The following is a 13000-nucleotide window of genomic DNA, read 5'->3' on the forward strand; positions in this document are numbered from 1 at the left end:
GTCAGCGGGTGATGCCGCGGGTGGAGTTCTGGATCGACTTGAGGAACACGTCGACTTCAGGGAACTGGGTAGCCGGCTCGGCCAGCTCGGCAATCGCCTGCTCGACGGTCAGGCCCTGGCGGTAGACCACCTTGTAGGCGCGGCGCAGGGCGTGAATGGCGTCTTCGCTGAAACCACGACGGCGCATGCCCTCGAAGTTCATGCTGCGCGCTTCGGCCGGGTTGCCGAACACCGTGACGTAGGCCGGCACGTCCTTGCCAATCGCCGTGCCCATGCCGGAAAAGCTATGGGCGCCGATGTGGCAGAACTGATGGACCAGGGTGAACCCGGAAAGGATCGCCCAGTCGTCGACGTGCACATGGCCAGCCAGCGCGGTGTTGTTGACCAGGATGCAGTGGTTGCCGATAACGCTGTCGTGACCGATGTGGGCATAGGCCATGATCAGGTTGTGATCACCCAGGGTGGTTTCCGAGCGGTCTTGCACGGTGCCACGGTGGATGGTCACGCCTTCGCGGATCACATTGTGATCACCGATCACCAGGCGCGTGGCTTCACCCTTGTACTTGAGGTCAGGGGTATCTTCGCCTACCGAAGAAAACTGGTAGATGCGGTTGTGCCGACCGATGCGGGTCGGCCCTTTGAGAATCACGTGCGGACCGATCACGGTCCCCTCGCCGATCTCGACCCCGGCACCGATGATCGACCAAGGGCCTACCTCGACACCGTCGGCGAGCTTCGCCGATGGATCGATGATTGCCCGAGGGTCAATCAAACTCATAGTTTGCGTTCCGCGCAGATGATCTCGGCCGAGCATACCGGCTTGCCGTCAACCGACGCCTGGCACTCGAACTTCCAGATCTGGCGCTTGCAGCTGATGAACTTGGCCTCGAGGATCAGCTGATCACCCGGCAGCACCGGCTGACGGAAGCGCAGCTTGTCGGAACCGACGAAGTAGTACAGGGTACCGTCCGCAGGTTTGACGTCGAGCATCTTGAAGCCGAGGATACCGGCCGCCTGGGCCATGGCTTCGATGATCAGCACGCCCGGCATGATCGGGTGCGCCGGGAAGTGACCATTGAAGAAAGGTTCGTTGATGCTGACATTCTTGTAGGCACGAATGCGCTGGGCCTCGACGTCCAGTTCCACCACCCGGTCCACCAGCAGGAACGGGTAACGGTGAGGCAGGTATTCGCGAATCTCGTTGATGTCCATCATTTCGGGGGGAAGCCTGTAGTAAAGATAGGGAGCGCCGGTTTTCACACGGCGCTCCTTTAGCAAATCAAAGAGTCAGTCTAGGGCTGTTCGCTCTTGATCAGGAAATGGTATCAGCCTTCTGATGAAGCTTTATCGCCAGAGGTCACGGCGGCGAGACGCTTTTCCAGTTGTTGAAGGCGTTTTGACATCTCATCCAGCTGGCGAATTCGCGCGGCGCTTTTGCGCCACTCGGCCAGCGGCTGCATCGCCGTACCGGAAGAATAAGCGCCTGGCTCGGTAATCGAGCGCGTCACCATGGTCATCCCGGATACGAAAACGTTGTCGCAGACATCGATGTGACCAACCATGCCGACACCGCCGGCAATGGTGCAATGCTTGCCGATCTTGGTGCTGCCGGAAATCCCGACACACGCCGCCATCGCCGTATGATCGCCGATCTGCACGTTATGGGCGATCTGGATCTGGTTGTCGAGCTTGACCCCGTCACCGATGCGGGTGTCGGCCAGTGCGCCGCGGTCGACCGCAGTGTTGACGCCGATCTCGACATCATCGCCGATGCTCACGCCGCCGATCTGGGCGATCTTCTGCCACACGCCTTTCTCGTTGGCAAAGCCGAAGCCTTCGCCGCCGATCACTGCGCCCGACTGAATGACCACACGCTTGCCGATACGCACGTCGTGGTACAGGGTCACCCGCGGGGCCAGCCAGCCGCCCTCACCGATCACGCAGCGCGCGCCGATGAAGCACTGGGCACCGATAGTCACACCCGGGCCGATCTGCGCACCGCTCTCGATCACCGCGCAGGCACCAATGCTGGCGCTGGCATCGACCTGGGCATCGGCGGCAACCACGGCGCTGGGATGAATTCCCGCTACAGCCCTGGGCTTTGGATCGAACAGGTGGGAGATGCGCGCGTAGGCGAGGTACGGGTCGGGAACAATCAGGGCGTTGCCGGCAAAACCTTCGGCGTCGGCCGGCTTGAGCAGGATCGCCGCCGCCTGGGTTTCACCCAGGTACTTGCGGTACTGTGGGTTGGCGAGGAAGCTCAACTGCCCAGGCCCGGCTTCCTGAAGGGTTGCCAGGCCAGTGATTTCCAGCTCCTCGGGGCCACTCAGGGTGGCTCCGAGGAACTCGGCCAGCTGACCGAGTTTCATGGTCACGGTCATGATCAACGGGACTGGTTCATGCGCTCGATGACCTGGCGGGTGATGTCGTACTGAGGTTTGACATCAATGACCGCGCCACGCTCGAGAACCAGGTCGAAACCGCCTTTCTTGATCACTTCTTCAACTGCACCATCCAGCTTGGGCTTCAGTTGCTTGAGCATTTCGCGGTCGGCCACGGCCTTGGACTCGTTCAGCTCCTTGGACTGGAACTGGAAGTCACGGGCCTTTTGCTTGTATTCAAGCTCCAGGCGCTCGCGCTCTGGCTGGGCCATCTTGTCGCCACCGGCACGGATGCGGTCGGCAATGCCCTTGGCGCTGCTTTCCAGGTTCTTCAGCTTGGTCAGCTGCGGGCCGAATTTCTTCTCGGCATCGACAGCGTACTTCTTCGCCGCGTCCGATTCGAGCAGGGCCATTTGATAGTTCAGCACAGCAACCTTCATTTCGGCGAAAGCCGGGGTTGCGATCAGGGTCGCAGCCAGTACTGCCAGTTGAGTCAACTTACGCACGATGCACTCCTACAGAATCCGTTGTCGTTAGCAAGGGGCAGACCTTAGAAGGTCTGGCCCAGAGAGAATTGGAACACCTGGGTATCGGCTTCGTCCGGCTTCTTCACCGGCATTGCCAGGCTGAAGCTCAACGGACCGAGCGCGGTAATCCAGGTCACGCCCAGGCCGACGGAGCTGGCCAGGCCCGACAGGCCGACCTTCTCGCAGTCCGGCTTGGAACCGCAGTTGGTGTCGAAAACGTTACCCACATCCCAGAAGACCGAGGTGCGCAGCGAGCGTTGGTCCTTGACGAACGGCAGCGGGAACAGCAGCTCTACACCACCCTGGACGAGAACGTTACCACCAAATGGCAGCGGGTCCTGATCCGGGTCGGCGATGGTGCCCTGGTTACCGGTGACATCCGCGCCACGGCTCGGGGTACTGCGTGGACCGAGACTGCTGTCCTTGAAGCCACGAACCGAGTTGAAACCACCGGCGTAGTAGTTCTCGTAGAACGGCAGGCCGGAAGTGCCGCCAAAACCGTCACCATAGCCCAGTTCGGTGTGCAGGCGCAGGGTGTAGTCATTATTGATCGGCTTGAACAGCTGGCCACGGTAATCCAGCTTGAAGAACGACAGGTCGCTACCCGGGGTGGTGGCTTCCAGCACCAGGCTTTGCGAGTGACCGCGGGTGGCCAGTACGCCCTTGTTCAGGGTCGACTCGGACCAACCGGCCGAGGCCTTGAAGTTCAGGTACTTGTCGCCTTCTTCGTTAACGAACTTGAAGATCTCGTCAACAGTGTACTTACCGGTCTTGATCTCGTCCTGCTGTACGGTCAGGCCGAAGGTCAGGCGCGAGGTTTCGCTGATCGGGTAACCGACGCTGACACCGGCACCCAGGCTGTCGACCGCATAGCTGGCCACGTCGACGTCGAGGTCATCGTAGTCGGTGGTGCGATAGAAGGCGTTGTAGCCCAGGCTGACGCCGTCGGCAGTCCAGTAGGGGTCGACATAGCCGAAGTTGTAACGGCTCTGGTATTCACTGCGGGTCAGGCCCAGGGAAACCTTGTTACCGGTACCGAGGAAGTTGTTCTGGCTGATCGAACCACCGAGGATCAGACCTGCGCTCTGGGCGAAACCGACGCTGGCGGTGATCGAACCGGAGGCTTGCTCTTCTACGCTGTAGTTGACGTCGACCTGGTCGTCGGTGCCCGGAACGGCCGGGGTCTCGACGTTGACTTCCTTGAAGAAGCCCAGGCGCTCCAGACGGGTCTTGGACTGGTCGATCAGGTAGGTCGACGCCCAGCCGCCTTCCATCTGGCGCATCTCACGGCGCAGCACTTCGTCCTCGGACTTGGTGTTGCCACGGAAGTTGATGCGGTTGACGTAGGCACGCTTGCCCGGGTCGACCACAAACATGATGTCGACGGTGTGGTCTTCGTCGTGCGGCTGCGGCACGCCGTTGACGTTGGCGAAGGTGTAGCCCTCGTTACCCAGGCGACGGGTGATCAGCTCGGAGGTGGTGGTCATCACCTTGCGCGAGAATACCTGGCCAGGCTGTACCAGCAGCAGCGACTTGACCTGGTCTTCAGGCACCTTGAGGTCGCCGGAAAGCTTGACGTCACGAACGGTGTACTTCTCGCCTTCGTTGACGTTGACGGTGATGTAGACGTGCTTCTTGTCCGGGGTGATCGACACCTGGGTGGAAGCGATGTCCATGTTGATGTAGCCGCGGTCCAGGTAGTAGGAACGCAGGCGTTCCAGGTCACCGGAGAGTTTTTCGCGGGCGTACTTGTCATCGTTCTTGAAGAACGACAGCCAGTTGGTGGTCTTGAGCTCGAACAGGCCGATCAGGTCTTCATCAGCGAAGACGGTGTTGCCGACCACGTTGATGTGCTGGATGGCAGCAACGGTGCCTTCGTTGATCTTGATCTTCAGGCCCACGCGGTTACGCGGCTGCGGCACCACTTCGGTGTCGACCTCGGCCGAGTAGCGGCCCTGGGCAACGTATTGGCGCTGCAGTTCGTTGCGCACGCCTTCAAGGGTGGCACGCTGGAAGATCTCGCCTTCGGACAGACCGGACTGCTTCAGACCCTTCATCAGGTCTTCAGTGCTGATCGCCTTGTTGCCTTCGATCTCGATGCTCGACACCGAAGGACGCTCGACCACGGTAATGATCAGGACGTTGCCGTCCCGGCTCAGTTGGATATCCTGGAAGAATCCGGTCTTGAACAGGGACCGGGTGGATTCCACCAGGCGCCGGTCATCGGCCTCATCGCCGACGTTCAATGGCAAGGCACCAAAAACGCTGCCCGCGGAAACCCGCTGCAGACCATTGACACGAATATCGGAGATGGTGAAGGACTCGGCGTGAACTTCAGCGATCATCAGTACGGCGAGAACCGCAGTTAGCAGCAGACGTTTCATGAAGTCCTTTCTTATTCCAACTGGCAATAAACGACCCGCCGCGGGACGCGGCAGGTTCGCAATTGAGCGAAGCTTTACAGTCGACCCAAATCGTTGATCAGGGCAAGCAACATCACCCCGACTACCAAACTGATACCGATCTGGATCCCCCAACCTTGCACCCGATCCGAGAGCGGACGACCACGCGCCCACTCGATCAGGTAGAACAGCAAATGCCCCCCATCCAGTACAGGAATGGGCAGCAAATTAAGAACCCCCAGGCTAATGCTCAGGTAGGCGAGGAAATTCAGGAAATCTCCAACGCCGGACTGGGCCGAAGCGCCCGCCACTTTAGCAATGGTTATCGGTCCGCTCAAGTTTTTTACCGAGAGCTCGCCGAACAGCATTTTCTTCAGCGATTCGAGGGTCAGTACGCTCATGTTCCAGGTGCGTGAAAGCCCCTCCCCCACAGCCTCGAGCGGCCCATAGCTGACCTCGCGAAGCATGGCATCCGGCCATTTCACCGCCTTGACCCCGGCCCCGAGGTACCCCGTGGCCGATTGGCCTTCGCCACGGCTGGCCAGGGTTACCGGCAGCTCAAGCGGCGCGCCGTCACGCTCGATACGCAGGACAATCTTGCTGCCAGCGCGGCCACGCACGGTATCAACCACTTGTTGCCAGTCGTTCAGCGCCTGGCCGTCGAGGGCCAACAGACGGTCGCCGGTCTTAAGCCCGGCGGCCTGCGCCGGGCCCTTGGGGTCGAGTTCAGCCAGCACCGGCGGCAACGCCGGGCGCCACAGGCGCAGGCCCAGGGAGCGGATCGGGTCGGGCTCGTCGGCGCCCTTGAGCCAGTTGTTCAGGGTCAGCACGTGGGGGCTGTCGACGCTCGCACCCTCTTCCCGCACGCTGATGTGCAACTGGCCGCTCTCGCCCAGGCGACGGATCAGTTGCAGGTTGACCGCAGCCCAGCCACTGGTCGGTTTGCCATCAATGGAAACAATTTCCTGGCCTGCCTTGAGCCCGGCCACCTCGGCAATACTCCCGGCCTCGACCGCACCAATGACCGGGCGCTCCTGCTGGGTGCCGACCATGGCCAGAATCCAGAAGAAGAAAATCGCCAACAGAAAGTTGGCCACCGGGCCCGCCGCCACAATTGCGATTCGCTGACGCACCGACTTGCGGTTGAACGACTGCTCGACCTGGTCGCGTGGCACTTCGCCTTCGCGCTCATCGAGCATTTTCACGTAGCCGCCCAGCGGGATCGCCGCGACCACGAACTCGGTGCCATGGCGGTCGTGCCAGCGCAACAGCGGCATGCCAAAACCCACGGAGAAACGCAAAACCTTGACGCCGCAACGCCGGGCCACCCAGAAGTGACCAAATTCGTGAAAGGTGACCAGCACACCCAATGCCACCAGGGTGCCGATAATCATGTAGAGCGCACTCATGTCTCTCTCCGAATGACGTTCAGCGGCACCGGGCCTGACGCATTACTGCGCCAGACCTCAGCGGCCGTGATGAGCCAACCATTGTCCGGCCAGTTGCCGCGCGCGCTGATCGGCGGCAAACACCGCATCGAGCGACTCGACCGCAACCACCGGCTCCTGATCGAGCACTTGTTCGATCATACTCGCGATCTCGGGGAAGCGGATGCGCCGCTGGAGAAATGCCTCCACCGCCACTTCATTGGCCGCGTTGAGCATCGCCGGCGCACTGTTGCCTGCCTCCGCCGCCTCGCGGGCCAGGCGCAAGCACGGGAAACGCTGCTCGTCCGGGGCCTTGAAGTCCAGGCGGGCAACCGCGAACAGGTCCAGTGGTGCCACCCCCGAATCGATCCGCTCCGGCCAGGCCAGGGCATTGGCGATCGGCGTGCGCATGTCCGGATTGCCCAGCTGGGCCAGCACCGACCCATCGACATAATCGACCAGCGAGTGGATCACACTTTGCGGGTGCACCACCACCTCGACCTGACCGGGCCGGGCATCGAACAGCCAGCAGGCCTCGATCAACTCCAGGCCCTTGTTCATCATGCTTGCCGAGTCGACGGAAATCTTGCGGCCCATCGACCAGTTCGGGTGGGCACAGGCCTGCTCGGGGCTGACATCCATGAGCTCGGCCATCGGCGTTTCACGAAACGGCCCGCCGGAGGCGGTCAACAGGATGCGGCGTACGCCTACCTGGGCCAGGCCGCGGGAGTAATCACCCGGCAGGCACTGGAAGATCGCGTTGTGCTCACTGTCGATCGGCAGCAGTACAGCGCCACTGCGCCGCACTGCCTGCATGAACAAGGCGCCGGACATCACCAGCGCTTCCTTGTTGGCCAGCAGCACCTTCTTGCCCGCCTCGACCGCCGCCAGGGTCGGACGCAGGCCGGCGGCGCCGACAATCGCCGCCATCACGGCATCGACCTCGGCAGCCGCAGCCACCTGGCACAAGCCCTGCTCGCCGACCAGCACCTCGGTGCTCGAACCTGCAGTTGCCAGACCTTCACGCAGTTGCTGTGCAGCCTCGGCCGAAGGCACCACGGCAAATACCGGGGTGTGACGCAGGCACAGTGCCAGCAACTCCTGCAAGCGCGAATAGCCGCTCAGGGCAAACACCTGGTAACGATCCGGGTGACGGGCAATTACATCGAGGGTGCTAAGACCAATGGAACCGGTCGCACCCAGTACGGTAATACGCTGCACGCCGCTCACATCACGCCCCAATTGGCTGCCCAGAGCAGCACCGCAAACACCGGGATCGCCGCAGTGAGGCTGTCGATACGGTCCAGCACGCCGCCGTGACCGGGCAGCAGGTTGCTGCTGTCCTTGATCCCGGAGCGGCGCTTGAACATGCTTTCGGTCAGGTCACCCACCACCGATACCAGCACCACCACGCCTGCGCCCAACAAGCCCAGCAACAGCTCGCCGATGCTCCAGTCACGGTAGATACCCACCGCCGCGGTAATCACCAGGCTCAGGGCCAGGCCGCCATAGACGCCTTCCCAGCTCTTGCCCGGGCTGACCTGCGGAGCCAGCTTGCGCTTGCCAAAGGCACGGCCGGAGAAATACGCACCGATATCCGCCCCCCAGACCAGCACCATGACCGCCATGATCAGCCAGTTGCCCAGCGGCCATTGCTTGAGCAACACCAGGCCTTGCCAGGCCGGCAGCAGGATAAGCAAACCGATCAGCAGGCGGCAGGCCACGCTGGCCCACAGCTCGCTGCTGCGCGGGTAGGTCAATACCAGCCAGGTCGCCAGGCCCCACCACAACACCGACGCGCCCAATACCCAGGGCGCCAGTTCCGGCATCAGGTAGAGCAGCATCAGCAGCCCTGCAACTACAGCCGCGTACGCCACCCGCAGGGCCTGGCCGACCAGGCCGGCCAGGCGCGCCCATTCCCAGGCGCCAAGGGTCACCACCACGCCGATGAACAGGGCAAAGTCGCCGCCGTTCAGCAGGAAGAAGCCACACAGGGCGATCGGCAACAGGATCAGCGCAGTAATGATGCGTTGTTTAAGCATTAAGCACGGGCTCCAGCTTCGACCTGCTCGCTGGTTTTCCCGAAGCGGCGCTGGCGCGAAGCGAAATCGGCCAGCGCAGTACGCATGGCCTCGTGTTTGAAGTCCGGCCAGAACAGGTCGGAAAAGTACAACTCGGCGTAGGCCAGCTGCCACAGCAAGAAATTGCTGATGCGGTGCTCACCACCGGTACGGATGCACAGGTCGGGCAGCGGCAGGTCGCCTGTCGCCAGGCAGGTCTGCAGCAGCTCGGGGGTGATGTCGTCCGGGCGCAGGTGACCGGCCTGGACTTCCCGCGCCAGGCGCTGGGCGGCCTGGGCGATATCCCACTGACCACCGTAGTTGGCGGCGATCTGCAGGATGAATCGATTGGCGCCGGCGGTCGCCGCTTCGGCCTCACGCATGGCAGCCTGCAGCTCAGGGTGAAAGCGCGAGCGGTCACCGATGATGCGCAGGCTGATATTGTTGTCGTTGAGGCGCTTGGCTTCCCGGCGCAAGGCCGAGAAGAACAACTCCATCAACGCTCCGACCTCTTCGGCCGGGCGCTGCCAGTTCTCGCTGGAAAAGGCGAACAGGGTCAGCACCTCGACCTTGGCCTCGGCGCACACCTCGATGACCGCGCGCACCGCATCGACACCGGCCTTGTGCCCGGCGACACCGGGCAACAGGCGCTTCTTCGCCCAGCGATTATTCCCATCCATGATGATCGCGACATGGCGCGGCACCGATGGGGACACACCTTGCTTGGTCTTTTCCATTAAAAAAAGTCCCGACCCTTAAACGGCCATCAGGTCCTTTTCTTTCTCTTCGGTGGCCTTGGTGATCTGGGCCTCGGTATCTTTCGTCAGCTTGTCGATATCAGCGATGGCGCGACGTTCTTCGTCTTCGCTGATTTCCTTGTCTTTGACCAGCTTCTTCAGTTCACCCAGAGCATCGCGGCGAATGTTGCGCACAGCCACGCGAGCGTCTTCGGCCGCACTGCGCGCCTGCTTGGTGAAGCCCTTGCGGGTTTCTTCAGTCAGGGCTGGCATGGTGATCAGCAGCAACTCACCCAGGTTGGTCGGGTTGAGGTTCAAACCGGCGCTCTGGATGGCCTTGTCAACGGCAGCGAGCATGTTGCGCTCGAAAGCCACGACCTGCAGGGTGCGCGAATCTTTAACGGTGACGTTGGCGACGCCGCTGATCGGGGTGTCGGTACCGTAGTAAGGCACCATCACGCTTGCCAGGATGCTTGGGTGTGCCTTGCCGGTGCGAATCTGGCCGAACGCATAAGCCAGAGACTCCAGGGATTTCTGCATACGCGCTTGAGCGTCTTTCTTGATTTCGTTGATCATTTTTGAACTTCCTCGATCAGAGTTCCTTCAGCGCCGCCATGCACGATGTTCAGCAGGGCGCCGGGCTTGTTCATGTTGAAGACGCGCAGCGGCATCTTGTGATCGCGGCAAAGGCAGATTGCCGTCAGGTCCATCACGCCCAGCTTGCGATCCAGCACTTCATCGTAGGTCAGATGATCGAACTTCTCGGCATGCGGGTCTTTGAATGGATCTGCAGTGTATACACCATCGACCTTGGTTGCCTTCAATACCACGTCGGCATCGATTTCGATGGCGCGCAGGCAAGCGGCGGAGTCGGTGGTGAAGAACGGGTTGCCGGTACCGGCAGCGAAGATGACCACTTCTTTGGAGTTCAAGTGGCGCATGGCTTTGCGACGATCATAGTGATCGGTAACGCCAACCATGGAGATGGCCGACATGACAATCGCGGTAATGTTGGCGCGCTCAAGCGCATCGCGCATGGCCAGGCCATTCATCACGGTCGCCAGCATGCCCATGTGGTCGCCAGTGACGCGGTCCATGCCGGCTGCACTGAGCGCCGCACCACGGAACAGGTTGCCACCACCGATCACCAAACCTACCTGAACACCGATGCCGACCAGCTGGCCGACTTCCAGCGCCATGCGATCCAGGACCTTGGGGTCGATCCCGAACTCTTCCGAGCCCATCAGGGCCTCGCCGCTAAGCTTGAGTAGAATGCGTTTATAGCGAGCTTGATAACCACTGCCCTGCTGAGCCATTGCGAATCTCTCCTGCGGCGTTTGTAAAAAAATCTGGCGGGCTGTTTTCAGCCTGCGCGTAACTCTAGCGTGGCGCAGCTACTGCGCCAGCGAAAGGCGGTCTCGTAAACCGCTCCCGCTTTGACAAAGAGGCTGCGCGCGTGAGCGGGCAGCCTCTTCGGGGCGACAGAGGTGAATCTGTCTTATTGCTTGGCAGCAGCCAGCTGGGCAGCAACTTCTTCAGCGAAGTTGTCGACCGGCTTCTCGATGCCTTCGCCTACTTTGAAGTAGGTGAACGAAACGATTTCAGCACCGGCTTTCTTGGCCAGCTCGCCGACCTTGACTTCCGGGTTCATGACGAAGGCTTGCTCGACCAGCGAAGCTTCGGCCAGGAACTTCTTGATGCGACCGTCGATCATGTTGGCGACGATGTTCTCAGGCTTGCCCTTCATCTTCTCTTCGTTCAGCTGCATGAATACAGCCTTCTCGCGCTCGATTGCTTCAGCGGAGACTTCCGAAGGGTTGAGGAACTCTGGGTTGCTGGCAGCCACGTGCATGGCGATTTCTTTGGCCAGCTGGACGTCGCCGCCCTTCAGGACAACAGCAACACCGATCTTGTTACCGTGCAGGTAGGTACCGACAACGTCACCTTCAACGCGCACCAGGCGACGGATGTTGACGTTCTCACCAACCTTGGCAACCAGCGCTTCACGAGCGGCTTCACGCGAAGCGATCAGCGGAGCGGCGTCGGTCAGTTTTTCAGCGAAAGCCTGTTCAACGCTTTCAGCGACGAAGTTTTTGAAGTCGTCTTGCAGGGCCAGGAAGTCGGTCTGCGAGTTCACTTCCAGCAGGACGGCGGACTTGTCGTCGGCCTTGATGGCGATAGCGCCTTCAGCAGCAACGTTGCCAGCCTTTTTGGCGGCCTTGATGGCGCCCGAAGCACGCATGTCGTCGATGGCTTTTTCGATGTCGCCGCCGGCCTTGGTCAGGGCCTTCTTGCAGTCCATCATGCCTTCGCCGGTGCGCTCGCGCAGTTCTTTGACCAGCGCTGCAGTAATCTCTGCCATTTCAAAATCCTCTTGGATAGGTTTTCAACCATTCCACCCGATACTGACGGGCGTTCAATTCTGTAAATCCACTTGCCAGCACTCATGCAGTAACAAGGTTGCAACGGCGATGCTGACAGGAGGATTTCAAGGTGGCAAAAAGGGGGCAAAGCCCCCTTTTCGCGTGCCGAGTAGACGCTAAGCGTCAGTTACTCAGGCTTCGGCAGCCGGTGCTGCTGCTTCTTCGGCGTACACTTCGGTACCGCCAGCAACGTTGTTGCGGCCACGGATCACGGCGTCAGCCATCGAACCCATGTACAGCTGGATAGCGCGGATGGCGTCATCGTTACCTGGGATGATGTAGTCAACGCCTTCTGGGCTGGAGTTGGTATCGACAACGCCGATGACCGGGATGCCCAGCTTGTTGGCTTCGGTGATAGCGATGCGCTCGTGGTCAACGTCGATCACGAACAGGGCATCAGGCAGGCCGCCCATGTCCTTGATACCGCCCAGGCTGCGATCCAGTTTTTCCAGATCACGGGAGCGCATCAGGGCTTCTTTCTTGGTCAGCTTGGCGAAAGTGCCGTCTTCGGCCTGGGTTTCCAGGTCGCGCAGACGCTTGATCGAAGCGCGGATGGTCTTGTAGTTGGTCAGCATGCCGCCCAACCAGCGGTGATCGACGTACGGCGAACCGCAACGTGCTGCTTCTTCAGCAACGATCTTGCCAGCGGAACGCTTGGTGCCGACGAACAGAATCTTGTTTTTGCCCTGGGCCAGACGCTCGACGAAAGTCAGTGCGTCGTTGAACATTGGCAGGGTTTTTTCAAGGTTGATGATGTGGATCTTGTTGCGCGCGCCGAAAATGTACTTGCCCATTTTCGGGTTCCAGTAACGGGTTTGGTGACCGAAGTGCACACCGGCCTTCAGCATATCGCGCATGTTGACTTGGGACATGATAGTTCCTTGATAAGTCGGGTTGGGCCTCCACGTATCCCAATGACCAACCCGTGATCCGCAGATCAAAGGCACCCAGGTCATCGTGTCGACACGTGTGTGGGTTTAGTGCTTCCGGAGCTATCCCCGGAAAGCGGCGCATTTTATACCACACAAGCTCGCCGAGCGAAA

Annotated in this window: 13 protein-coding genes; all 13 read right to left on the minus strand. The window is 60.7% G+C overall.

The annotated features are described in order from the left end of the window. Position 1: 1 nt before the first annotated feature. The 13 genes from lpxA to rpsB all read right to left on the minus strand — a co-directional run bounded on the left by lpxA (position 2) and on the right by rpsB (position 12829). Positions 2 to 778, minus strand: coding sequence for an acyl-ACP--UDP-N-acetylglucosamine O-acyltransferase (gene lpxA / locus JYG36_RS21405; RefSeq protein ID WP_045193619.1), 777 nt, complete (start codon positions 776 to 778; stop codon positions 2 to 4). Then, entirely contained in the window at positions 775 to 1215 is a 441-nt protein-coding gene (fabZ, locus tag JYG36_RS21410) for a 3-hydroxyacyl-ACP dehydratase FabZ (protein WP_010224833.1), read from the minus strand. The genes lpxA and fabZ overlap by 4 nt, the downstream gene beginning before the upstream one ends. 110 nt (positions 1216 to 1325) lie before the next feature. Continuing rightward, on the minus strand, positions 1326 to 2381 hold the full coding sequence (lpxD, locus tag JYG36_RS21415) for a UDP-3-O-(3-hydroxymyristoyl)glucosamine N-acyltransferase (protein ID WP_045193620.1): 1056 nt from the start codon (positions 2379 to 2381) through the stop codon (positions 1326 to 1328). A gap of 2 nt (positions 2382 to 2383) precedes the next feature. Beyond that, positions 2384 to 2887, minus strand: a complete 504-nt coding sequence (locus tag JYG36_RS21420; RefSeq protein ID WP_038996736.1) for an OmpH/Skp family outer membrane protein — start codon at positions 2885 to 2887, stop codon at positions 2384 to 2386. 44 nt (positions 2888 to 2931) lie between these two features. Continuing rightward, complete coding sequence (gene bamA, locus JYG36_RS21425) at positions 2932 to 5292, minus strand: outer membrane protein assembly factor BamA (RefSeq protein WP_045193621.1); 2361 nt, start codon at positions 5290 to 5292, stop codon at positions 2932 to 2934. Between the two features lie 74 nt (positions 5293 to 5366). Beyond that, complete coding sequence (gene rseP, locus JYG36_RS21430; RefSeq protein ID WP_045193622.1) at positions 5367 to 6719, minus strand: RIP metalloprotease RseP; 1353 nt, start codon at positions 6717 to 6719, stop codon at positions 5367 to 5369. A gap of 57 nt (positions 6720 to 6776) precedes the next feature. Beyond that, positions 6777 to 7967 (minus strand): 1-deoxy-D-xylulose-5-phosphate reductoisomerase, encoded by a 1191-nt coding sequence (gene ispC / locus JYG36_RS21435; protein WP_093386673.1) that lies wholly within the window; start codon positions 7965 to 7967, stop codon positions 6777 to 6779. Next, positions 7964 to 8779: a phosphatidate cytidylyltransferase gene (locus tag JYG36_RS21440; protein WP_045193625.1), complete on the minus strand. Its 816-nt coding sequence runs from the start codon at positions 8777 to 8779 to the stop codon at positions 7964 to 7966. The genes ispC and JYG36_RS21440 overlap by 4 nt, the downstream gene beginning before the upstream one ends. Next, positions 8779 to 9534: a polyprenyl diphosphate synthase gene (gene uppS, locus JYG36_RS21445; protein ID WP_010224846.1), complete on the minus strand. Its 756-nt coding sequence runs from the start codon at positions 9532 to 9534 to the stop codon at positions 8779 to 8781. Before uppS ends, JYG36_RS21440 begins: the two co-directional genes overlap by 1 nt. An 18-nt stretch (positions 9535 to 9552) precedes the next feature. Further along, entirely contained in the window at positions 9553 to 10110 is a 558-nt protein-coding gene (frr, locus tag JYG36_RS21450) for a ribosome recycling factor (RefSeq protein WP_045193626.1), read from the minus strand. Beyond that, a complete protein-coding gene (gene pyrH / locus JYG36_RS21455) occupies positions 10107 to 10850 on the minus strand; it encodes a UMP kinase (RefSeq protein WP_010224848.1) in 744 nt (247 codons plus the stop codon). The genes frr and pyrH overlap by 4 nt, the downstream gene beginning before the upstream one ends. A gap of 182 nt (positions 10851 to 11032) precedes the next feature. Then, entirely contained in the window at positions 11033 to 11896 is an 864-nt protein-coding gene (gene tsf / locus JYG36_RS21460; protein ID WP_045193627.1) for a translation elongation factor Ts, read from the minus strand. Between the two features lie 192 nt (positions 11897 to 12088). Then, positions 12089 to 12829, minus strand: coding sequence for a 30S ribosomal protein S2 (rpsB, locus tag JYG36_RS21465; RefSeq protein WP_045193628.1), 741 nt, complete (start codon positions 12827 to 12829; stop codon positions 12089 to 12091). Positions 12830 to 13000: the final 171 nt, after the last annotated feature.

Source organism: Pseudomonas sp. SORT22 (assembly GCF_018417635.1).
Taxonomy (GTDB): domain Bacteria; phylum Pseudomonadota; class Gammaproteobacteria; order Pseudomonadales; family Pseudomonadaceae; genus Aquipseudomonas.